The following is a 23,135-nucleotide window of genomic DNA, read 5'->3' as shown; positions in this document are numbered from 1 at the left end:
TTACCACCAGCGATGGAAGTGATGGACGGGACCGACGCCGTGACCGACGTCGAGGTGACCGCTCGCGGCGATCGCGCCGGTCAGGTAGGCCTTCGCTTCGCGCACCGCGCTTTCGAGGTCGGGCTGCTGCGGCAGCAGCGCGGCAATCGCGGACGACAGCGTGCAGCCCGTGCCGTGTGTATTGCTGACCGGCACACGCGGGCCGTCGAGCCGCACGGTGTGCGTGGCATCGACGAGCCAGTCGGGGCTCGCGGCCGCGTCGGGCAGGTGGCCGCCTTTCATCAGCACGGCGCGCGCGCCTGTCTGCAGCAACGCCCGGCCTTGGCGGACCATGTCGTCTTCCGTGGTCGCGGGCGTGTCGCCGAGCAGCGCGGCCGCTTCCGGCAGGTTCGGCGTGACGACGGTCGCCAGCGGCAGCAGCGCGTCGCGCAACGCGTCGACGGCGTCGGGCGCAAGCAGCGCGTGCGAACTCTTCGAGATCATCACCGTGTCGAGCACGACGAAGCGCGGCGCGTAACGCCGCAGCGCGTCGGCCACCGCGTGCACGATCGCCGCGTTGGCAAGCATCCCGATCTTGACCGCGTCGATGCGGATGTCGTCGAACACCGCGTCGAGCTGCGCGGTCACGAACGCGGCGTCCGGCGCGTGCACGCCGGTCACGCCGCGCGTGTTCTGCGCGGTCAGCGCGGTGATCACGCTGGCGCCGTACGCGCCGAGCGCGGAAAACGTCTTCAGGTCGGCCTGGATCCCTGCGCCGCCGCCCGAATCGGAGCCGGCGATCGTCAGGATGTTGGGTATCGGGTGCGTCATGAGGGCAACGCGCCGGTTCGAAGACCGGCGCCGACGGACGGAAACGGGAAGTGTAGCGTCAGTGCCGCGATTCGCCGATCAGCGCGACCGAGTCGAACTGACGCTGGTTCGCCTGGTGGCGGCGCATCACGAGCCACATCGTCAGGCAGACGAACGTGCCGAACAGCACGATCACGACGCCGACTGGTACGTCGAGCCACACGAGCACCGCGTACAGGCACAGCATCACGAGCACCGACAGGTTCTCGTTGAAGTTCTGTACCGCGATCGAGTGGCCGGCCGACAGCAGCACGTGGCCGCGATGCTGCAGCAGCGCGTTCATCGGAACGACGAAGTAGCCGGACAACGCACCGACGCCGATCAGGAACAGGTACGCGACGATCAGGTACACGGGCATGCGCATGTGGCCGAAGTGCACGGCCCAGTGCGACGGGAACAGGTCGCGCGTGTAGAACGCCATCAGCATCACCGCGATGCCCATGATGATGCCGACGGGCAGCACGGACAGCGACTTCTTCAGCGGGATCCGGGCTGCGGCGGCGATCGCGCCGGCCGCGACGCCGACCGCGACCACGGCCTGCAGGATCGCGCCTTCCGACAGCGACATGCCGAGCGACACCTCGGCCCATTTCAGCACGATGAACTGCAGCGTCGCGCCGGCACCCCAGAACAGCGTCGTGACCGCCAGCGAGATCTGGCCGAGCTTGTCGCGCCACAGCACCATGAAGCAGTCGGCGAAATCCGTGAGGAGCTTGACCGGGCCGCGCTCCTGCTTCGGATAGCGGGCGCCCGTATCGGGAATGCGCAGGTTGAACAGTGCGGCGATCACGTAGATCGCCATGATGATCGCCATCGCCGCTTCGGCCGGCGTGCTGATCCAGTCGGGGGTGTGCGCGATCACGTGCGACGCGATGTGCGGGCTGATCAGCGCGCCGCCGAGCACGGTGCCGAGGATGATCGAGCTGACGGTCGTGCCTTCGATCCAGCCGTTCGCGGCGACCAGCCGGTCGGCCGGCAGCAGCTCGGTGAGAATGCCGTATTTCGCGGGCGAGTAGGCCGCCGCGCCGAATCCGACGATCCCGTATGCGATCAGCGGGTGAGCGCCGAACAGCATGATCATGCAGCCGACCACCTTGATCGAGTTGGTGATGAACATCACGCGCCCCTTCGGGCGCGAATCCGCGAAAGCACCGACATACGCCGCCAACACCACGTACGACAACACGAAGAACAGCTTCAGCAGCGGTGTCATCCAGTTGGGAGCGTGGAGGTCTTTCAGCAGGGCGATGGCGGCGATGAGGAGCGCATTGTCGGCCAGCGACGAGAAAAACTGCGCGGCCATGATGGTGTAAAAACCTTTTTTCATCTGATGCGATGCTTTCGTCGCTGCGGCAGGGCCGCGTAGGCCGCCTGATATGCGATCGGCTTATTCCGTTCGAAATGGGTTGTGCGCACGGCTTTATAACATGAAAATACAGCAATTCGGACTAGCAAGATTCCCCGATCGTTCCGCAAATTGTCGGCTTCGGTGCTCAAAAGGCGCGGTAAGCTGATGATTCGCAAGCGTCTTTACGTAAATTTCCCATGCCGCGCCCGATCTCCGCCACCATCCACACCGCCGCTCTCGCGAACAATCTCTCCGTCGTCCGCCGCTTTGCCGGCCCGTCCAAGGTCTGGGCGGTCGTCAAGGCCAACGCGTACGGCCACGGTCTCGCCCGCGCGTTTCCGGGCTTGCGCGGCACCGACGGTTTCGGCCTGCTCGACCTCGACGAGGCCGTGAAACTGCGCGAGCTCGGCTGGGCCGGCCCGATCCTGTTGCTCGAAGGATTCTTCCGCTCGACCGACATCGACGTGATCGACCGCTACAGCCTGACGACGACGGTCCATAACGACGAGCAGATGCGGATGCTGGAAACCGCGCGGCTGTCGAAGCCCGTCAACGTGCAGCTCAAGATGAACAGCGGGATGAACCGGCTCGGCTACGTGCCGGAAAAATACCGCGCTGCATGGGAGCGCGCCCGCGCGTGCCCCGGCATCGGCCAGATCACGTTGATGACCCATTTTTCGGACGCCGATAACGAGCGCGGCGTCGCCGAGCAACTCGCGACGTTCGAGCGCGGTGCCGAAAGCATCGCCGGCGCGCGCAGTCTCGCGAACTCGGCCGCCGTGCTGTGGCATCCGGATACGCACTTCGACTGGGTGCGGCCGGGGATCGTGCTGTATGGCGCGTCGCCGTCCGGGCTGTCGTCCGATATCGCCGACACGGGGCTGAAGCCCGCGATGACGCTCGCGTCCGAGCTGATCGCGGTGCAGACGATCGCGAAGGGCCAGGCGATCGGTTATGGATCGACGTTCTCCGCGCAGGCGCCGATGCGGGTCGGCGTCGTCGCGTGCGGCTACGCGGACGGTTATCCGCGCGTCGCGCCCGAAGGCACGCCCGTGATCGTCGACGGCATCCGTACGCGGATCGTCGGCCGCGTGTCGATGGACATGATTACCGTCGACCTGACCCCGTGCCCGCAGGCGGGCGTCGGGGCGCGCGTCGAGCTGTGGGGCAACGCACTGCCGATCGACGACGTCGCCCGCCACTGCGGCACGATCGGCTACGAGCTGATGTGTGCGGTCGCCGGCCGCGTGCCCGTGCGCGCGGAATAAGGGCGTCACGCGTGGCCAAACAGAAAACCATCTATGTCTGCAGCGAGTGCGGCGGGCAGTCCCCGAAGTGGCAGGGGCAGTGTCCGTCGTGCCAGGCCTGGAACACGCTCGTCGAATCGGTTCCCGAGACGCCGTCGGCCCACCGTTTCCAGTCGCTCGCGAAGCGGGCGCCGGTACAGCGGCTCGTCGACATCGAAGCGGCCGACGTGCCGCGCTTCTCGACGGGCATCGGCGAATTCGACCGTGTGCTCGGCGGCGGGCTGGTGCCCGGCGGCGTCGTGCTGATCGGCGGCGACCCGGGCATCGGCAAGTCGACGCTGCTGCTGCAGTCGCTCGCGGACATCGCCAGCGAACGGCGCGCGCTCTATATCAGCGGCGAGGAATCGGCCGCGCAGATCGCGTTGCGCGCGCAACGGCTTGCGCTGCTCGACGGCGGCACGCCGGCGGCCGAGCTGCAGCTGCTCGCCGAGATCCAGCTCGAAAAGATCCAGGCCGCGATCGACGCGGAACGGCCGGACGTGGCGGTGATCGACTCGATCCAGACCGTCTATTCGGAGGCGCTCACGTCGGCGCCGGGTTCGGTCGCGCAGGTGCGCGAATGCGCGGCGCAGCTCACGCGTATCGCGAAACAGTCGGGCACCGCGATCATCATGGTCGGGCACGTGACGAAGGAGGGCAACCTCGCCGGCCCGCGCGTGCTCGAGCACATCGTCGACACGGTGCTGTATTTCGAGGGCGACACGCATTCGTCGTTCCGGCTCGTGCGGGCGTTCAAGAACCGCTTCGGCGCGGTCAACGAACTCGGCGTGTTCGCGATGACCGAGCGCGGGCTGCGCGGCGTCGCGAATCCGTCCGCGCTGTTCCTGTCGCAGCACGAGCAGGTCGTGCCTGGCTCGTGCGTGCTCGTCACGCAGGAAGGCACGCGTCCGCTGCTCGTCGAAATCCAGGCGCTCGTCGATACCGCGCATGTGCCGAACCCGCGCCGGCTTGCGGTCGGCCTCGAGCAGAACCGGCTCGCGATGCTGCTCGCGGTGCTGCACCGGCACGCGGGCATCGCGTGCTTCGACCAGGACGTCTTCCTCAATGCAGTCGGCGGCGTGAAGATCACCGAGCCGGCCGCCGATCTCGCGGTGCTGCTCGCGATCCATTCGTCGATGCGCAACAAGGCGCTGCCGAAGGGGTTGTTCGTGTTCGGCGAGGTGGGGCTGGCGGGCGAGATCCGGCCGTCCCCGCGCGGGCAGGAGCGGCTGCGCGAGGCGGCGAAGCTCGGCTTCACGTCCGCGCTGATCCCGAAGGCGAATGCGCCGAAACAGCCGATCGAAGGGCTGAACGTGATGGCCGTCGAGCGGATCGAGCAGGCGATCGACCGCGTGCGCGATCTCGAGTGATCGACCCGGCAGCCGCGCGGGCTGGGCCTGTCGGCGATCTGTCACGTAATTCGCTGTAAAGAATATGTAGGCTTCTGTAACCCGCCGGACATCGCTTTTCCCTATCCTTTGCCGGATTGTCGAACCGCGAATACGAAGGGTACCTATGTTGAAATCGTACGTGGAAGTGCCAAGCGGACGTCTTTACAACCTGCGCGGCTGCCGCGTGTCGGAGCCGATTCGCCAGCCCTGGGGCGGCGGATGCCGGATCGTCGAATGGATCGACGAAGAAGGGCGCCTGGCGCGCAAGGTGGTGTCCGAGGACGTGACGGAAGCGGAGGTCGCCGAGGCGATCCGGCGGCCGACCGAAGGGCGCCGGCACCTGATGGGCGATGACGAGCAGATGCCGCGCGACACGCTGCCGCGCCGTTGAGCCGGCAACACGGCGAGCGGCCGACGAACCGACGCAGCGACGAACAACGGCAACAGACAGGCCGGGCCAGCGTGCCCGGCCTTGTCGCATCCGGGCCCGGCGCGGGCCCGTTGGCTTGATGGCTTGTCGAAACCGCGACCGCGTTCAGCCGATCTGCTCGAGTTCTTCGTGCGCGGCGAGCCAGTCGGCCTCGATCGTTTCGAGCCGGGTGTTGACGTCGCCGAGCTTGCGGATCGCGTCGGTCAGTTCCGTCTTGCGCGCGGCGTCGTAGCTCGCCGGATCGGCGACGAACGCGTCGAGGCGCGCCTTCTCCGCGTGCAGCGTCTCCATTTCCTTTTCGAGCTTCGTGATGCGCGTCTGCAGCGGCTTTTTCAACACCGACAGGCGCTGCCGCTCCTCGGCGGCCTGACGCTTCTGGTCCTTGCGGTTGGCCGCGGCACCCGCGCCCGGCGAAGCCGCGCTGTCGGCCTTCGCGGCCGCGCGCTGCTCTGCCGCGTGCTGCAGCAGCCAGTCGCGGTAGTCGTCGAGGTCGCCGTCGAACGGCTGCAGCCGGTGCTTCGCGACGAGCATGAACTGGTCGGTCGTCGCGCGCAGCAGATGGCGGTCGTGCGATACGAGAATCAGCGTGCCTTCGAACTGCGCGAGCGCCATCGTCAGCGCGTGGCGTGTTTCGAGGTCGAGGTGGTTCGTCGGTTCGTCGAGCAGCAGCAGGTTCGGCTTCTGCCAGATGATCAGCGCGAGCGCGAGGCGCGCTTTCTCGCCGCCCGAGAACGGGCCCACGGCACTCGTCGCCATGTCGCCCGAGAAATTGAAGCCGCCGAGGAAGTCGCGCAGCTCCTGCTCGCGCGTGTCGGGCGCGAGCCGCGCCAGATGCGCGAGCGGCGAATCGTCTTCGCGCAGCGTTTCGAGCTGGTGCTGCGCGAAATAGCCGATCGTCAGCCCCTTGCCGTCGCGGACCTGGCCCGACAGCGGCACGAGCGTGCCGGCCAGCGTCTTGATCAGCGTAGACTTGCCCTGGCCGTTCGCGCCGAGCAGGCCGATGCGCTGCCCGTTCTGGATCGACAGCGCCACGCGCTCGACGATCGGGATTTCCGCGCCGTCGTCGGCATGGTAGCCGCAGCGGACGTCTTCCATCACCATCATCGGGTTCGGCGCGGCGTCGGGCGTGCGGAATTCGAACGTGAACGGCGACGCGATGTGCGCGGGCGCGATCAGCTCCATCTTCTCGAGCGCCTTCATCCGGCTTTGCGCCTGTTTGGCCTTGGTCGCCTTGGCCTTGAAGCGGTCGACGAAGCTCTGCAGGTGCTCGATCGTCTTCTGCTGCTTTTCGTATGCGTTTTGCTGCAGCGCCAGTTGCTGCGCGCGCAGTACTTCGAATTGCGAGTAGTTGCCGCCGTAGCGCTTCACCTGGCGGTTTTCCAGATGCAGCGTGACGTTGCAGATCGAATCGAGGAATTCGCGGTCGTGCGAGATCACGACGAGCGTGCCGGGGTAGCGGTGCAGCCAGTCTTCGAGCCAGACGATCGCGTCGAGGTCGAGGTGGTTCGTCGGTTCGTCGAGCAGCAGCAGGTCGGAGCGGCACATCAGCGCCTGCGCGAGGTTCAGGCGCATGCGCCAGCCGCCGGAGAAGCTGGCGACGGATTCGCGTGTCTGGGCGAGCGTGAAACCGAGGCCGAGCAGCAGCGCTTCGGCGCGGGCGGGCGCGGTGTAGCCGTCGGCGTCGGCGAAAGCGGCGTGCGCGTTGGCCTCCGCGGCGCCGTCATGCGCGGCCGAGGCGGCGGCGATGCGCGCCTCGATCTCGCGCAGCGCGGCGTCGCCGTCGAGCGTGTAGTCGAGCGCGGAGCGGTCGACGGCGGGCGTTTCCTGCGACACATGGGCGATGCGCCACGACGGCGGCATCGAGAAATCGCCGGCGTCCGAGTGCAGCTCGCCGCGCAGGACGGAGAACAGCGTCGACTTGCCGGCGCCGTTCGCGCCGATCAGGCCGGCTTTCTCGCCGGGGTTGAGCACGAACGAGGTCGACTCGAACAGCGGCTTGGTGCCGCGCGCAAGGCTGAACTGATTGAAACGGATCACGGCGGAAATGGCTGGCCAAAACCGCTATTCTAGACTGCGCGCCGCTCGCGCCGGACATCGGCCGCTCGGCGGATGCCGCAACGGTGCATTTTCGCCTAGACTCCACGTCGATCCGGTTACGTAAAAGGAGTGCCCGATGTCCACCCTGTATTCGTTCAACGCAGAGACGCTTGCCGGTGCGCCGGTATCGCTCGATGCGTATCGCGGCAAGGTGCTGCTGATCGTCAACACGGCGAGCGAGTGCGGTTTCACGCCGCAGTACGCGGGCCTGCAGAAGCTGTACGACCAGTACGCGGCGCGCGGTTTCTTCGTGCTCGGCTTCCCGTGCAACCAGTTCGGCAAGCAGGAGCCCGGCGACGCCGCGCAGATCGGCGCGTTCTGCGAGCGCAATTACGGCGTCACGTTCCCGATGTTCGGGAAGATCGACGTGAAGGGCGACCATGCGCATCCGCTGTACCGCTATCTGACCGACGAGGCGCCCGGCATTCTCGGTCTCAAGGCGATCAAGTGGAACTTCACGAAATTCCTGATCGACCGCGAAGGGCGCATCGTCAAGCGCTACGCGCCGTCGACCAAGCCCGACGAAATCGCCGCGGATATCGACAAGCTGCTGTGATGGCGGGGGACGGCGTGCGCAGCGCCGGTGCGGATCGCACCGGTGCCGCCGTCGTCCCGGCCGCTACAGGATCGGCGCGAACAGCCGCGCGACGTGCATCGCGATTCGCCGCCATGCGGGCGAATGGCGGTATTCGTTCGCGTCGACCTCGTACGCCTGCGCGAAGTCGGCATCGAGCATCGCCTCGACCTCGTCCGCGAAGGCGCGGTCGACGGTCAGCATCATGATCTCGAAATTGAGGCGGAACGAGCGGTTGTCGAGATTCGCGCTGCCGATCGCCGCCGCGATGCGGTCGATCAGCACGACCTTCTGATGCAGGAAGCCGGGCCGGTAGCGAAACACCTTGACGCCCGCGTCGACCAGATCGCGCGCGTACAGCTTCGATGCCTCGAACACCACGTAGTGATCGCGCCGGCTCGGGATCAGGATGCGCACGTCGACGCCCCGCATCACGGCGAGCTTCAGCGCGGAGACCACGGCTTCGTCGGGGACGAGGTACGGCGACGTGATCCAGATCCGCTCGCGCGCGGCATTGATCGCCTCGACGAAGAACAACGAACCGGTTTCCTGCTTGTCGGCCGGCCCCATCGGCACCACGAGGCAATGCATGTCGTCGCCGGGCAGCGCGGGCGGCGGCAGCGCGAGCGGCGGCAGCTTCTGCGTCGCCCAGTGCCAGTCTTCGGCGAACACGTACTGGATGCTCGCGACCACGGGGCCGCGTATCTCGATGTGCGTATCGCGCCACGGCGACAGGCGTGGTTTCGCGCCGAGATATTCGACGCCGACGTTATGGCCGCCGACGAACGCGCGATTGCCGTCGACGACGACGATCTTGCGATGGTTGCGGAAATTGAGCTGGAAGCGGTTGACGAACTTGCGATTGGTCGCGAACGGATGCACCTCGACGCCGCCCCGGCGCAAGGTGTCGACGTAGCTGTGCGGCAGGTCGAAGCTGCCGATGCTGTCGTACAGCAGGCAACAACGCACGCCGGCCGCCGCACGCGCCAGCAGCGAGTCGCGCAGCATCTGGCCGAGCGCATCGTCGCGCACGATGAAGAACTGGACGACCACGTAGTCGCGCGCGGCGTCGATCGCCGACAGGATCGCCGAGAACGTCGCGTCGCCGTTCACGAGCGTGCGCACCGAATTGCCGCCGAGGAACGGCATGCCGCCGAGCCGCGTGAGCGCGAGCACGGCGGCCTGGCCGAGCGCGTCGGCGGCCGGCCCGTCGGTCGCGCCGGTGTCGAGCCAGGGCGAGCGCGGTGTGTGCATGCGCACCATTTCCAGCTCTTGGCGCCGTGCGTCGACGTAGCCGGAGAACTTGCTGCGGCCGAGGAACAGATACGGAACGAGCGTCAGGTACGGCATCGCGGCGAGCGAGACGGCCCACGCGATCGCGCCTTGCGACGTGCGTGTGTTCATGATCGCATGGCACGCCGCGACGATCCCGAGCACGTGGATCGTCAGGAGCAGGGTACCGAGATGTAGCCAGTCGAGGGTCATGGGCGCGTGACGGACTCCTGAAGTCGTGCGGCGCGGCGGCCGCTTACGCGCATCTTACCCAACCGTGCGGCGCAGCGGTACGCCGTGCCGCACGGTTGGGGAGCCGGGGAGGCTCAGGACTTGCGCGGCAGGTCCGACGCCTGGATCAGGAACACGGCGTCGTCGCCCGCGCTGGTGGGCAGCCACGTGAGTTCGAGGCCGCCGAACGCGGCTTCGACGTGCTCGCGCTCGTTGCCGATCTCGACGACGAGCACGCCGTCGTCGTGCAGCCAGCGGTGCGCTTCGGCGACGATGCGCCGCACGATGTCCATCCCGTCGTCACCGCCTGCGAGCGCCATTTCCGGCTCGTGCCGGTATTCGGGCGGCAGCCCGGCCATCGACGACGCATTCACGTACGGCGGATTCGTCAGGATCACGTCATAGCGTGCGCCGGGGTCGGTACGGAACGCGGGCAGCGGCGCGTAGAGGTCGCCGCGGTGCAGCGCGATGCGGTCTTCGAGGCCGTAGTCGCGCACGTTGATCTCGGCGACTTCGAGTGCCTTGTCGGACAGGTCGACCGCGTCGATCTCGGCGTTCGGGAACGCGCTCGCCGCGAGGATCGCGAGGCAGCCCGAGCCCGTGCACAGTTCGAGCACCGCGCCGACCTGCTCGGGATCGGCGACGTACGGCTGCAGTCCGTCGTCGAGCAGTTCGCCGATGAACGAACGCGGCACGATCACGCGCTCGTCGACGTAGAAGCGGTGGCCATGCATCCACGCTTCATGCGTGAGGTACGCGGCCGGCACGCGGTCAGTCGCGCGTCGTTCGATCACCGCGAGCACGGCCTCGATTTCGTCGGGCAGCAGCCGTGCGTCGAGGAACGGCTCGAGCGTGTCGAGCGGCAGGTCGAGCGTACGCAGCACGAGATAGGCGGCTTCGTCGTACGCATTGTCGGAGCCGTGGCCGAACGCGAGCTTCGCTTTCGAGAAGCGCGTGACTGCGTAGCGCAGCAGATCGCGAACAGTTGCAAAAGGTGTCGTCATGCGAGGCTCCATCAGGCGATCAGTTGTTCGAGCACGCGGCGGTACACGTTCTTCAGCGGGTCGACGAAACGCACCTCGATGTGCTCGTCGATCTTGTGGATGCTGCCGTTCGGCGGGCCGAACTCGATCACCTGCGGGCAGATGCGCGCGATGAAACGGCCGTCCGACGTGCCGCCCGTCGTCGACAGTTCGGTCGTGATGCCGGTCTCGGTACGGATCGCGTTTTCCAGCGCGTTCGACAGCTCGCCGCGCGGCGTGAGGAACGGCAGGCCGCTCACCGACCACTTCAGCGTGTATTCGAGGCCATGCTTGTCGAGGATCGCGTGCACGCGTGCCTGCAGACCCTCGACCGTGCTGGCGGTCGAGAAGCGGAAATTGAACAGCAGGTCGATGTGGCCGGGGATCACGTTGGTCGCGCCGGTGCCTGCGTGCAGGTTCGACACCTGCCAGGTGGTCGGCGGGAAGTATTCGTTGCCTTCGTCCCACTGCTCGACGGCGAGCTCGGCGAGCGCCGGCGCGAGCAGGTGGATCGGGTTCTTCGCGAGATGCGGATACGCGATGTGACCCTGCACGCCCTTGACGATCAGTTCGCCCGACATCGATCCGCGGCGGCCGTTCTTGACGACGTCGCCGAGTTCGGCGGTCGACGTCGGCTCGCCGACGATGCAGTAGTCGAGGCGTTCGCCGCGCGCCTGCAGCAGTTCGACGACCTTCACGGTGCCGTCGGTGGCCGGGCCTTCCTCGTCGCTGGTAATCAGGAACGCGAGCGTGCCGCGGTGGCCGGGATGGGCCGCGACGAATTCCTCGGAGGCGACGACGAACGCCGCGAGCGAGGTCTTCATGTCGGCCGCGCCGCGGCCGTACAGCTTGCCGTCACGATGGGCGGGGATGAACGGCGGCGAGGTCCACTGTTCGAGCGGGCCGGTCGGCACGACGTCGGTGTGGCCCGCGAACGCGAGCAGCTTGCCGTCGCGGCCGTCGGCGCCGCGCTTGACGGCCCACAGGTTGGTCACGCCGTGCGACGCGATGGTCTCGCATTCGAAGCCGAGCGCGACGAGGCGCTCGGTCATGATCTGCTGGCAATGCTGGTCGTCGGGCGTCACGGACGCACGGGCGATCAGCTGTTCGGTAAGGGCTAGGGTGGCGGACATGGTTCGGACCACTTTCGATAAAAAATGCCGGCGCGGTGGCCGGCAGCGACAAGACGTCGGGCTGCGCCGATTGGCGCAGCGCGGGCGGCCCTATGCGGCAAACAGTGCCGCGTATTGATCGGCCACGAAGCCGAGCGATTTTACCCGGCCGTTGACGACCAGCACGGGGCGCTTGATGACCGACGGCTTGTGGATCATCAGCGCGACCGCGCCGGACTTCGTTTCGGCGGCTGCCTTCATTGCGTCGTCCAGGCCGCGCCACGTGGTGCCGCGCTTGTTCACGAGCGCGTCGAGCGACACGTCCTTCAGCCAGTCTTCCAGCAGCGGCACGCTGACGCCGAGTTTCTTGAAATCGTGAAACTCGAATTCGACGCCGTGATCGTCAAGCCACACGCGGGCCTTCTTCACGGTGTCGCAGTTCGGAATGCCGTAGACGACCACGGTGTGCGGCTTTGCCATCAGTCGCCTCGCAGCAGCTCGTTCAGGCCGACCTTCGCGCGGGTCTTCGCGTCGACCTTCTTGACGATCACCGCGCAGTACAGGCTGTGCGAGCCGTCCTTCGACGGCAGGTTGCCGGCGACGACGACCGAGCCGGCCGGGATGCGGCCGTAGCTGACCTCGCCCGTCTCGCGGTCGTAGATCTTGGTGCTCTGGCCGAGGTACACGCCCATCGAGATCACCGAGTTTTCCTCGACGATCACGCCTTCGACGACTTCCGAGCGCGCGCCGATGAAACAGTTGTCTTCGATGATGACGGGGTTCGCCTGCAGCGGCTCGAGCACGCCGCCGATGCCGACGCCGCCCGACAGGTGCACGTTCTTGCCGATCTGCGCGCACGAACCGACCGTGGCCCACGTGTCGACCATCGTGCCTTCGTCGACGTACGCGCCGATGTTGGTGTACGACGGCATCAGCACGACGTTCTTCGCGATGAACGAGCCGCGGCGCGCGATGGCCGGCGGGACGACGCGGAAGCCGCCCGCGGCGAAGTCTTCAGCCGTGTAGTTCGCGAACTTCGACGGCACCTTGTCGTAGAACTGCGAGTAGCCGCCGGCTGCCATCGGCGCGTTGTCCTCCAGGCGGAACGACAGCAGCACGGCCTTCTTCAGCCACTGGTGCACGGTCCAGTTGCCGTCGATTTTCTCGGCGACGCGCAGCGCACCCTTGTCGAGTTGCTCGATCGCGTGCGCGACGGCCTCGCGGACGTCGGCGGGGGCGGCCTTCGGCGACAGCTCGGCGCGGTTGTCCCAGGCGGTATCGATGATTTGCTGAAGTTGTTGCGACATGTTCGTTTTCGCAGGAGATGGATGGAATTGATCGGGATGGACGATTACCGCGCGAGAGAGCGGCAGAAATCGACGATGCGTTGCGCGCCCTCGACGCATTCGGGGGTGCCCGCGACGAGCGCGATCCGGATGAAATCGCGGCCCGGATTCGACCCGTGCGCATCGCGCGCCAGGTACGAGCCGGGCAGAACCGTCACATTATAGTCGGCGTACAGGCGGCGGGCGAACTCGGTGTCCGACAGCCCGGTGCGCGATACGTTGGCCCACAGGTAGAACGCGGCGTCGGGCAGCTTCACGTCGATCACGTCGGCGAGCATCGGTGTGACCGTATTGAACTTCTGCAGGTACAGCGCGCGGTTCTCGCGCACGTGCGCCTCGTCGTTCCACGCGGCGATGCTCGCGTGCTGCCAGACCGGCGACAGCGCGGCGCCGTGGTACGTGCGGTACAGCAGGAATTTCTTCAGCAGCGCCGCGTCGCCGGCCACGAAGCCCGAGCGCATGCCCGGCACGTTCGAGCGCTTCGACAGGCTCGACAGCATCACGAGCCGCTCGAAGCCGCGGCCGAGGCGGTGCGCGGCCTCGAGGCCGCCGAGCGGCGGCGCCGCTTCGTCGAAATAGATTTCCGAATAACACTCGTCGGACGCGATGACGAACCCGTGGCGGTCGGACAGCGCGAACAGCTCGCGCCAGTCGTCGAGCGTCAGCACGGCGCCCGTCGGGTTGCCCGGCGAGCACACGTACAGCAACTGCGTGCGCGCCCAGACTTCGTCGGGCACGGCCGCGTAGTCGCACGCGAAGTTGCGGGCCGGGTCGCTGTTCGCGAAATAGGGTTCGGCACCGGCCAGCAGCGCCGCGCCTTCGTAAATTTGATAGAAAGGATTCGGACAGAGTACGATCGCCTTCTCGCCCCGGTCGGACGGACCCGCGTCAATCACGGTCTGCGCGAGCGAGAACAGTGCCTCGCGCGACCCCGACACCGGCAGCACCTGCGTGGCCGGATCGATCGCCGGCAGCCCGTAGCGACGCTCGAGCCAGTGCGCGATCGACGTGCGCAACGCGTCCGAGCCGGTCGTGGCCGGATACGACGCGAGGCCGTCGAGCGCGGCCACCACGGCGTCGCGGATCAGCGCCGGGGTCGGGTGCTTGGGCTCGCCGATGCCGAAGCTGATCGGTTTGAGGTCGCCGGAGGGCGTCACGTCCTTGAACAGGGCGCGCAGCTTTTCGAAGGGATAGGGCTGGAGCGAGTCGAGTCGAGGGTTCACGGGCGAAGCGGCCATCGCGGCCGGTTGGAGCGAAAGAAGCGGCGGGCGCGCCGCGCGGCTGCGAACGGGAGCCCACGGCGCCCGGGTCGCAACGGATCATTATAGCGTGACGGAATGCGGTCACGGCCCGCCGGAACGGTGGCCGGGCCAGTGGAATAAAGGGTATTGAACCAAATGAATAACGCGGTACGCGGCAGCCTGCCGACGCTGGCCATCCTGGTCGGCGCATCGGTATGGGGCCTGATCTGGTATCCGTTGCGGATCCTCGCGTCGCTCGGCGTGACGGGCACGCTGGCAAGCGCGCTGACGAGCCTCGTCGCGTTCCTGTTCGTGATCGTCGCGCGGCACCGCACGATCGCGACGCTGTGCTGGCATTGGGTGCTGCCGGGCATCGCGGTGACGGCCGGTGTGACGAACCTCGGTTTCGTGTGGGGCACGATCCACGGCGAGGTGCTGCGCGTGATGCTGCTGTTCTACCTGACCCCCGCATGGACCGCGATCTACGCGCACTTCCTGCTGCGCGAGCGGCTGACCTGGGCCGGTGCGGGGCTGGCGGCGCTGTCGATCGGCGGCGCGATGCTGATGCTGTGGTCGCCGAAGCTCGGCTTGCCGCTGCCGGCCAACCCGGCCGAATGGGCCGGGCTCGCGGCCGGGCTGAGCTTCGCGATGAGCAACGTGCTCGTGATCAAGGCGAGCCGCGAGCTGCCCGACATGCGCGCGGAGATGCGCACCGCGACGCTGTTCGGCGGCGCCGCCGTGTTTGGCGCGATCGCGTCGCTGTTCGAGGGGCTGCCGGCCGCACCGGCGGGCGGCCAGCTCGGCGTCGCGGCGCTGATCATCGCCGCGATCGGCGTGACGATGGCGGCCAACAACCTGCTCGTGCAATACGGTCTTGCACGCGTGCCCGCGAACCGCGCGTCGATCATCATGCTGTTCGAGATCGTGATTACCGCGCTGTCGGCGTGGGTGTTCGCGAATGAGCTGCCGACCGCGCGCGAGTGGGCGGGCGGCGTGTGCATCGTGCTGGCGACGCTGCTGTCGAGCCGGGTCCATCGTTCGGCGCCGGCACCGGACAAACCCGGCGACGGTCGGGACGGCGCACGCGCGATGGTATGATGGAAGCCGTTTGCGGGGCCCAACGCTGTATGCGCGCGGCCCCGTTTTTGAATTCCGGGTCGCGTCTTGCGCATGGGCCGTTCGGCCCCGCGCATCGCGGCACCGTCCGTTTGACACCTTCTTCACATCCGATACCGCCGTGCGTCTGAGCTCGATCAAACTCGCTGGCTTCAAATCCTTTGTCGATCCCACGCATTTCCAGGTTCCGGGCCAGCTTGTCGGCGTGGTGGGCCCGAACGGGTGCGGCAAGTCCAACATCATCGACGCCGTGCGCTGGGTGCTCGGCGAGTCGCGCGCTTCCGAGCTGCGCGGCGAGTCGATGCAGGACGTGATCTTCAACGGCTCGACCGCTCGCAAGCCCGGCAGCCGGGCCAGCGTCGAGCTGATCTTCGACAACTCCGACGGCCGCGCGGCCGGGCAGTGGGGCCAGTACGGCGAAATCGCCGTGAAGCGCGTGCTCACGCGCGACGGCACGTCGAGCTACTACATCAACAACCTGCCGGCGCGCCGCCGCGACATCCAGGACATCTTCCTCGGCACGGGCCTCGGGCCGCGTGCGTACGCGATCATCGGGCAGGGCATGATCGCGCGGATCATCGAGGCGAAGCCGGAAGAACTGCGCGTGTTCCTCGAGGAAGCCGCGGGCGTGTCGAAGTACAAGGAACGCCGCCGCGAGACCGAGAACCGCCTGCACGACACGCGCGAGAACCTGACGCGCGTCGAGGACATCGTCCGCGAACTCGGCGCGAACCTCGAGAAGCTCGAGGCGCAGGCCGTCGTCGCGACCAAGTACAAGGACCTCGTCGCCGATGGCGAGGAGAAGCAGCGCCTGTTGTGGCTGCTGCGCAAGAACGAGGCCGCCGGCGAGCAGCAGAAGCAGCAGCGCGCGATCGAACAGGCGCAGATCGACCTCGAGGCGCAGACCGCGAAGCTGCGTGAAGTCGAGTCGCAGCTCGAGACGCTGCGCGTCGCGCATTACGCGGCGAGCGATGCGATGCAGGGCGCGCAGGGTTCGCTTTACGAGGCGAACGCCGAGGTGAGCCGCCTCGAAGCCGAGATCAAGTTCATCGTCGAATCGCGCAACCGCGTGCAGGCGCAGATTGCCGCGCTGAACGCGCAGCGCGAGCAATGGCGCGCGCAGGCCGAGAAGTCGCAGGACGAGCTCGAGGAAGCCGAAGAGGCGCGCGCGATGGCCGACGAGAAGGCCGCGCTCGCCGAGGACAACGCGGCCGCGAAGCACGACGCGCTGCCGGCGCTCGAAGCGAAGTGGCGCGATGCGCAGGCGCAGCTCAACGACGAGCGCGCGCGGATCGCGCAGACCGAACAGTCGCTGAAGCTCGAAGCCGCGCACCAGCGCAATGCCGATCAGCAGCTCCAGCAGCTTCAGCAGCGCCATGAGCGCCTGAAGAGCGAAGCGGGCGGGCTCGATGCGCCGGACGAGGCGCAGCTCGAGGAGTTGCGCATGCAGCTCGCCGAGCAGGAAGAGATCCTGGCCGAAGCGCAGGCGCGCCTCGCCGACGCACAGGAAACGGTGCCGCGTCTCGATGGCGAGCGCCGTGCCGCGCAGGAGCGCGTGCAGGCCGAAGCCGCACAGATCCACCAGCTCGAGGCGCGCCTGGCCGCGCTGAAGCAGCTGCAGGAAAACGTGCAGACGGAAGGCAAGGTGCAGCCGTGGCTCGACAAGCACGAGCTCGGCGCGCTGCCGCGCCTGTGGAAGAAGCTGCACGTCGAAGCCGGCTGGGAAGCGGCGCTCGAGGCCGTGCTGCGCGAGCGCCTCGCCGCGCTCGAAGTATCGAATCTCGACTGGGTGAAGGCGTTCGCGACCGATGCGCCGCCCGCGAAGCTCGCGTTCTACGCACCGCCCGCGGCCGGCGAACCGCCCGCGGCGGTGGCCGGGCTGCGCCCGGTGCTGTCGCTCGTGCGCATCGATGACGCGGGCATTCGTGCGGTGCTGAACGACTGGCTCGGCAACGTGTACGTCGCCGACGACGTCGCGCAGGCGCTCGCGACGCGCACGCAACTGCCGGCAGGCGGCGCGTTCGTCGTCAAGGCCGGCCATATCGTCACGCGCGTGGGCGTGCAGTTGTACGCGGCCGATTCGGAACAGGCCGGGATGCTGGCCCGCCAGCAGGAAATCGAAAACCTGACACGGCAGGTGCGCGCGCAGGCGCTGCTCGCCGACGAGGCGCGCACGGCAGCCGTGCGCGCGGAAGCCGCGCACACGCAGGCCACGCAGGCGCTCGGCGACGTGCGCGCGCAGGCCGAGCGTGCGACGCAGCGCGTGCACGCGCTGCAGATGGATGTGCTGAAGCTCGCGCAGGCGCACGAACGTTACACGCAGCGCAGCACGCAGATCCGCGAGGAACTCGAGGAAATCGGCGCGCAGATCGAAGAGCAGCGCGCGATGCGTGCGGAGTCGGAAGCGAATTTCGAGCGCTTCGACGGCGAACTCGCGGAACTGCAGGCGCGCTTCGAGGACAACCAGCTCGCGTTCGAATCGCTCGACGAATCGCTGACGCAGGCGCGTCAGGAAGCGCGTGACCTGGAGCGCGGCGCGAACGACGCGCGCTTCGCGGCACGCAACGCGGTGACCCGGATCGACGAACTTAAGCGCAGCATCCAGGTCGCGCACGAACAGAGCGAACGCGTCGCCGCGTCGCTGGAAGACGCGCGCGCCGAGCTCGAGACGATCAACGAGCAGACCGCACACACGGGCCTGCAGGACGCGCTCGAGATTCGCGCGGTGAAGGAAGAAGCGCTGCAGGCCGCGCGGATCGAGCTCGACGACCTGACCGCGAAGCTGCGCGCGTCGGACGAGCAGCGTCTCGTTGCCGAGCGGTCGCTGCAGCCGTTGCGCGACCGCATTACCGAATTGCAGTTGAAGGAGCAGGCCGCGCGCCTGGCCGTCGAGCAGTTCGCCGAGCAGCTCGCGACGGCCGAGGTCGACGAGGCCGCGCTGTCCGAGAAGCTGACGCCGGATCTGAAACCGTCGTACCTGCAGGGCGAGGTCACGCGGCTCAACAACGCGATCAACGCGCTCGGCCCGGTGAACATGGCCGCGCTCGACGAGCTGAAGGCCGCGAGCGAGCGCAAGGTGTTCCTCGATGCGCAGTCGGCCGACCTGATCGACGCGATCACGACGCTCGAGGACGCGATCCACAAGATCGACCAGGAAACCCGCACGCTGCTGCAGGGCACCTTCGACGAGGTCAACCGTCACTTCAGCGACCTGTTCCCGCGCCTGTTCGGCGGTGGCCAGGCGAAGCTGATCATGACGGGCGACGAGATCCTCGATGCCGGCGTGCAGGTGATGGCGCAGCCGCCGGGCAAGAAGAACGCGACGATCCACCTGCTGTCGGGCGGCGAGAAAGCGCTGACCGCGACCGCGCTGGTGTTCGCGATGTTCCAGTTGAACCCGGCGCCGTTCTGTCTGCTCGACGAGGTCGACGCGCCGCTCGACGACGCGAACACCGAACGTTTCGCGAACCTGGTGCGCGCGATGTCCGACAAGACGCAGTTCCTGTTCATCTCGCACAACAAGATCGCGATGGAGATGGCGCAGCAGCTGATCGGCGTGACGATGCAGGAGCAGGGCGTGTCGCGGATCGTTGCGGTGGACATGGAAACCGCCGCGGGTTTTGCCCAGAATTGACGTTTGACGAAACCGGACCGCGTTCGCGCGGCGCATGGGCGCCCGTTCGCGGTTCCGACGAAAAAGAATTGCTGATGGAGCGTGCATGGACGAGTTGACACTCGGTTTGATCGGCGCGGGCGCCGTCGTGGTGGGCGGCGTCGTGGTCTACAACGCATGGCAGGGCGCGAAGGTGCGGCGCAGGATGCCGCGCCCGATGCCGGAGGAAGCGGCCGAGGCGATGAATCGCCCCGAGCGCGACGAAGATTTGCCGTTCATCGAGCCGGTGCGTCAGCCGGTGCGGCGCGAACCCGCGGCACCGGTCGCGGCGGCCGTCACGCCGGCCGAGGCCGCGCGCGTCGAGCCGACGTTCGGTGGCGCGGCACCTGCCGACATGCCGGCCGATCTGCAGGCCGAGGCGACCGGTGTCGACACGCCACTCGAAACGGCTGAGCCGGCTGCCGGTGAAAACGCCGTGCCCGCCGCGGTGCACGAAGCGTCCGCCGAACCGGCCGACGCATCCGAGCCCGTGCTGCCGGCCGCGACGACGATCTCGTCGGCGCCGCCCGCGATCGTCGACCGCCGGATCGACTGCATCGTGCCGATCCGCCTCGCCGGGCCGCTGCCGGGCGACAAGATCCTGCCGGCCGCGCAGCGGCTGCGCCGTGCCGGCAGCAAGCCGGTGCACATCGAAGGCAAGCCGGACGGCGGCCAGTGGGAACTGCTGCAGAACGGCGTGCGCTACGACGAACTGCGCGCGGCCGCGCAGCTCGCGAACCGCAGCGGCGCGCTGAACGAACTCGAATTCTCCGAATTCGTGACGGGCGTCCAGCAGTTCGCCGACGCGATCGACGGCGCGCCGGAATTCCCGGACATGATGGAAACGGTGGCGATGGCGCGCGAACTCGACGCCTTTGCCGCGCAGTGCGACGCGCAACTGTCGATCAACGTGATGTCGGACGGCGCACCGTGGTCGGCCAACTACGTGCAGGCCGTCGCGTCGCAGGACGGGCTGCTGCTGTCGCGCGACGGCACGCGTTTCGTGAAACTCGATGCGAAGCAGAACCCCGTGTTCATGCTGCAGTTCGGCGACACGAACTTCCTGCGCGACGACCTCACGTACAAGGGCGGCAACATGATCACGCTGGTGCTCGACGTGCCGGTCGCCGAAGAGGACATCCTGCCGTTCCGGCTGATGTGCGATTACGCGAAGTCGCTGTCGGAGAGGATCGGCGCGCGGGTCGTCGACGATTCGCGCCGGCCGCTGCCGGAGTCGACGCTGCTGGCGATCGAGCAGCAACTGATGAAGCTGTACGCGAAGCTCGAGGAAGCCGGCATTCCGGCCGGTTCGCCGGTCACGCGCCGCCTCTTCAGCCAGTAACGCGATTGCGCGCCACGGCCTGCGGCGCCGTCGTTCGCCGTTGCAGCGCACACCTTTCCGTGTGCGCTGCAGCACGCTTGTCGGGCGCGCATTGCACGCCCCGCCACGGCGCCAAACTGAGATAATCGGGCATCCGATTTTCTCAGAACGAATCTGCCGCCAGCATGGCCCGAACCCAAGCCGAACCGCCAGCCAGCCAGCCCGACGCGCGTGCCGCGTGGCTGCGCGATCAACTCGAGCGGGCGAACTACGCCTACTACGTGCTCGACCAGCCGGATCTGCCCGACGCCGAATACGACCGGCTGTTCCGCGAACTGCAGCAGCTCGAAACCGACCATCCCGAACTCGTGACGCCCGACTCGCCGACGCAGCGCGTCGGCGGCGAGGCGGCCGGCGGTTTCACGCCGGTCGTTCACGACGCACCGATGCTGTCGCTGAACAACGGCTTCGCCGACGAGGACATCGCCGCGTTCGACAAGCGCGTCGCCGACGCGCTCGACAAGACGACCGATCTCGCCGGCTCGGTGACGGAGCCCGTCGAATACGCGTGCGAACTGAAGTTCGATGGCCTTGCGATCTCGCTGCGCTATGAGAACGGCGTGTTCGTGCAGGCGTCGACGCGCGGCGACGGCACGACCGGCGAGGACGTGACCGGGAACGTGCGCACGATCCGTTCGATTCCGCTGAAGCTGAAGGGGGCGAACGTGCCGGCCGTGCTCGACGTGCGCGGCGAGGTGCTGATGTTCAAGCGCGATTTCGCGCGCCTGAACGAACGCCAGCGCGAGGCCGAGCAGCGTGAATTCGCGAACCCGCGCAACGCGGCGGCCGGCAGCCTGCGCCAGCTCGACTCGAAGATCACCGCGCAGCGTCCGCTGTCGTTCTTCGCATACGGAATCGGCGTGCTCGACGGGATGCCGATGCCCGACACGCACAGCGCGCTGCTCGACTGGTACGAGACGCTCGGCCTGCCCGTGAACCGCGAGAGCGCGGTCGTGCACGGTGCCGAGGGATTGCTCGACTTCTTCCGCAAGGTCGGCGAGAAGCGCGAGTCGCTGCCGTACGACATCGACGGCGTCGTCTACAAGGTCAACCGGCGCGACGAGCAGGAGCGCCTGGGCTTCGTGTCGCGCGCGCCGCGCTTCGCGCTCGCGCACAAGTTCCCCGCGCAGGAAGCGCTGACGAAGCTCGTCGCGATCGACGTGCAGGTCGGCCGTACCGGCGCGATCACGCCGGTCGCGCGACTCGAGCCCGTGTTCGTCGGCGGCGCGACCGTGACCAACGCGACGCTGCACAACGAGGATGAAGTGCGCCGCAAGGACATCCGGATCGGCGATACCGTGATCGTGCGGCGTGCGGGTGATGTGATTCCTGAAGTGGTCGGCGCGCTGCTCGACCGGCGCCCGGACGATGCGGCCGAATTCGTGATGCCGACCGAGTGCCCGGTGTGCGGCTCGAAGATCGAGCGCCTGCCGGACGAAGCGATCGCGCGCTGCACGGGCGGCCTGTTCTGCCCGGCGCAGCGCAAGCAGGCGCTGTGGCACTTCGCGCAGCGCCGCGCGCTCGACATCGACGGGCTCGGCGAGAAGATCATCGACCAGCTCGTCGACCTGAATCTCGTGCGCACGCCGGCCGACCTGTTCAATCTCGGCTTCGCGACGCTCGCGGAGCTCGACCGGTTCGCCGAGAAGTCCGCGCAGAACCTGCTCGATTCGCTCGAGAAGGCCAAGCACACGACGCTCGCGCGCTTCATCTACGGGCTCGGTATCCGCCATGTCGGCGAATCGACCGCGAAGGATCTCGCGAAGCATTTCGGCTCGCTGACGCCGATCATGGACGCATCCCTCGACGAACTGCTCGAAGTCAACGACGTCGGGCCGATCGTCGCCGAATCGCTCCACCAGTTTTTCGCGGAAGAGCACAACCGGACCGTGATCGAGCAGTTGCGTGCGCCGGGCAAGGTCACATGGCCGGAAGGGCCGCCTGCGCCGAAGGCGCCGCAGGGCGTGCTGGCCGGCAAGACGGTCGTGCTGACGGGCACGCTGCCGACGCTTACGCGCGATGCCGCGAAGGAGATGCTCGAAGCGGCGGGCGCGAAAGTGGCGGGCTCGGTATCGAAGAAGACGGATTATGTGGTCGCGGGCGCCGAAGCCGGCAGCAAGCTCGTGAAGGCCGAGGAACTCGGCATCCCCGTGCTGGACGAAGACGGCCTGCACCAACTCCTGGAGGGCAATACGCCATGATTCGCGAGATCCTGAAGATGGGCGATCCGCGCCTGCTCGAAATCGCCAAACCGGTCGAGCGGTTCGACACGCCCGAACTGCACGAGATCGTCGCGGACATGTTCGAGACGATGCACCACGCGAACGGTGCCGGCCTGGCCGCGCCGCAGATCGGCATCGGGCTGCAGATCATCATCTTCGGCTTCGGCAACAACAACCGCTACCCGGATGCACCGCCGGTGCCCGAGACCGTGCTGATCAATCCGAAGATCGAGTACATGCCGCCGGACATGGAAGAGGGCTGGGAAGGCTGCCTGTCGGTGCCGGGCATGCGCGGCGTCGTCAGCCGCTACGCGAAGGTGCGCTACAGCGGCTTCGATCAGTTCGGCCAGAAGATCGATCGCGTCGCCGACGATTTTCATGCGCGCGTCGTCCAGCATGAATACGATCACCTGATCGGCAAGCTGTATCCGATGCGGATTACCGACTTCACGCGCTTCGGCTTCACCGAGGTGCTGTTCCCGGGGCTCGATCCGGCTGCCGACGACTGATCGAGATGCGACGCGGCCGGTGTGTTGCCGGCGCGCGGTTTGCCCTGTCCGGTTCG

General features: G+C 67.5%; 18 protein-coding genes. 9 read left to right on the top strand and 9 right to left on the bottom strand.

Going from position 1 to position 23,135, the window contains the following annotated elements:
• Together thiD and lplT are read right to left on the bottom strand one after the other, a co-directional pair.
• A complete protein-coding gene (thiD, locus tag ACTRWB_RS22245) occupies window positions 1–810 on the bottom strand; it encodes a bifunctional hydroxymethylpyrimidine kinase/phosphomethylpyrimidine kinase (protein WP_419684324.1) in 810 nt (269 codons plus the stop codon).
• A 58-nt stretch (window positions 811–868) separates the two neighbouring features.
• Window positions 869–2,176 carry a lysophospholipid transporter LplT gene (gene lplT / locus ACTRWB_RS22240; RefSeq protein ID WP_048248660.1) on the bottom strand — a complete coding sequence of 436 codons (1,308 nt, stop codon included), beginning with the start codon at window positions 2,174–2,176 and terminating at the stop codon, window positions 869–871.
• A 218-nt stretch (window positions 2,177–2,394) separates the two neighbouring features.
• Here lplT and alr point away from each other — a divergent pair, with 218 nt between their 5' ends.
• The 3 genes from alr (at window position 2,395) to ACTRWB_RS22225 (ending at window position 5,265) form a co-directional block, all read left to right on the top strand.
• On the top strand, window positions 2,395–3,465 hold the full coding sequence (alr, locus tag ACTRWB_RS22235) for an alanine racemase (RefSeq protein WP_129512444.1): 1,071 nt from the start codon (window positions 2,395–2,397) through the stop codon (window positions 3,463–3,465).
• Window positions 3,466–3,476: 11 nt separating this feature from the next.
• Window positions 3,477–4,853, top strand: a complete 1,377-nt coding sequence (radA, locus tag ACTRWB_RS22230; protein WP_129512443.1) for a DNA repair protein RadA — start codon at window positions 3,477–3,479, stop codon at window positions 4,851–4,853.
• 145 nt (window positions 4,854–4,998) lie between these two features.
• Window positions 4,999–5,265 carry a DUF2866 domain-containing protein gene (locus ACTRWB_RS22225; protein ID WP_193098639.1) on the top strand — a complete coding sequence of 89 codons (267 nt, stop codon included), beginning with the start codon at window positions 4,999–5,001 and terminating at the stop codon, window positions 5,263–5,265.
• 144 nt (window positions 5,266–5,409) lie between these two features.
• Here the strand turns inward: ACTRWB_RS22225 and ACTRWB_RS22220 are convergent, their stop codons facing one another.
• Window positions 5,410–7,341 carry an ATP-binding cassette domain-containing protein gene (locus ACTRWB_RS22220; protein WP_129512441.1) on the bottom strand — a complete coding sequence of 644 codons (1,932 nt, stop codon included), beginning with the start codon at window positions 7,339–7,341 and terminating at the stop codon, window positions 5,410–5,412.
• A gap of 136 nt (window positions 7,342–7,477) precedes the next feature.
• On the opposite strand from ACTRWB_RS22220, the gene ACTRWB_RS22215 reads away from it, so the two are divergent.
• Entirely contained in the window at window positions 7,478–7,957 is a 480-nt protein-coding gene (locus ACTRWB_RS22215) for a glutathione peroxidase (RefSeq protein ID WP_446903232.1), read from the top strand.
• Between the two features lie 63 nt (window positions 7,958–8,020).
• Here the strand turns inward: ACTRWB_RS22215 and cls are convergent, their stop codons facing one another.
• The 6 genes from cls to dapC all read right to left on the bottom strand — a co-directional run bounded on the left by cls (window position 8,021) and on the right by dapC (window position 14,196).
• The gene (gene cls, locus ACTRWB_RS22210; RefSeq protein ID WP_446903231.1) at window positions 8,021–9,460 is read right to left on the bottom strand and encodes a cardiolipin synthase; all 1,440 of its coding nucleotides are present in this window, start codon (window positions 9,458–9,460) and stop codon (window positions 8,021–8,023) included.
• A gap of 113 nt (window positions 9,461–9,573) precedes the next feature.
• A complete protein-coding gene (prmB, locus tag ACTRWB_RS22205) occupies window positions 9,574–10,482 on the bottom strand; it encodes a 50S ribosomal protein L3 N(5)-glutamine methyltransferase (RefSeq protein ID WP_446903230.1) in 909 nt (302 codons plus the stop codon).
• An 11-nt stretch (window positions 10,483–10,493) separates the two neighbouring features.
• Window positions 10,494–11,633, bottom strand: coding sequence for a succinyl-diaminopimelate desuccinylase (dapE, locus tag ACTRWB_RS22200; RefSeq protein WP_048248648.1), 1,140 nt, complete (start codon window positions 11,631–11,633; stop codon window positions 10,494–10,496).
• 90 nt (window positions 11,634–11,723) lie between these two features.
• Window positions 11,724–12,092 (bottom strand): ArsC family reductase, encoded by a 369-nt coding sequence (locus ACTRWB_RS22195; RefSeq protein WP_048248647.1) that lies wholly within the window; start codon window positions 12,090–12,092, stop codon window positions 11,724–11,726.
• Window positions 12,092–12,919 carry a 2,3,4,5-tetrahydropyridine-2,6-dicarboxylate N-succinyltransferase gene (gene dapD, locus ACTRWB_RS22190; RefSeq protein ID WP_129512436.1) on the bottom strand — a complete coding sequence of 276 codons (828 nt, stop codon included), beginning with the start codon at window positions 12,917–12,919 and terminating at the stop codon, window positions 12,092–12,094. The genes ACTRWB_RS22195 and dapD overlap by 1 nt, the downstream gene beginning before the upstream one ends.
• Before the next feature lie 44 nt (window positions 12,920–12,963).
• The gene (gene dapC / locus ACTRWB_RS22185; protein ID WP_446903229.1) at window positions 12,964–14,196 is read right to left on the bottom strand and encodes a succinyldiaminopimelate transaminase; all 1,233 of its coding nucleotides are present in this window, start codon (window positions 14,194–14,196) and stop codon (window positions 12,964–12,966) included.
• 159 nt (window positions 14,197–14,355) lie between these two features.
• Here dapC and ACTRWB_RS22180 point away from each other — a divergent pair, with 159 nt between their 5' ends.
• The 5 genes from ACTRWB_RS22180 (at window position 14,356) to def (ending at window position 23,079) form a co-directional block, all read left to right on the top strand.
• Window positions 14,356–15,297 (top strand): DMT family transporter, encoded by a 942-nt coding sequence (locus tag ACTRWB_RS22180; protein ID WP_446903314.1) that lies wholly within the window; start codon window positions 14,356–14,358, stop codon window positions 15,295–15,297.
• Window positions 15,298–15,436: 139 nt separating this feature from the next.
• Window positions 15,437–18,949 carry a chromosome segregation protein SMC gene (gene smc, locus ACTRWB_RS22175; protein WP_129512434.1) on the top strand — a complete coding sequence of 1,171 codons (3,513 nt, stop codon included), beginning with the start codon at window positions 15,437–15,439 and terminating at the stop codon, window positions 18,947–18,949.
• A gap of 85 nt (window positions 18,950–19,034) precedes the next feature.
• Window positions 19,035–20,309 carry a cell division protein ZipA C-terminal FtsZ-binding domain-containing protein gene (locus ACTRWB_RS22170; RefSeq protein ID WP_446903228.1) on the top strand — a complete coding sequence of 425 codons (1,275 nt, stop codon included), beginning with the start codon at window positions 19,035–19,037 and terminating at the stop codon, window positions 20,307–20,309.
• A gap of 164 nt (window positions 20,310–20,473) precedes the next feature.
• Entirely contained in the window at window positions 20,474–22,549 is a 2,076-nt protein-coding gene (ligA, locus tag ACTRWB_RS22165) for an NAD-dependent DNA ligase LigA (protein WP_446903227.1), read from the top strand.
• On the top strand, window positions 22,546–23,079 hold the full coding sequence (gene def / locus ACTRWB_RS22160; RefSeq protein WP_048248639.1) for a peptide deformylase: 534 nt from the start codon (window positions 22,546–22,548) through the stop codon (window positions 23,077–23,079). The genes ligA and def overlap by 4 nt, the downstream gene beginning before the upstream one ends.
• Window positions 23,080–23,135: the final 56 nt, after the last annotated feature.

The organism is Burkholderia sp. YIM B11467 (genome assembly GCF_052952715.1).
Note: the sequence above shows the minus strand (reverse complement) of the source record. Positions and strands in the feature narration are given on the sequence as shown.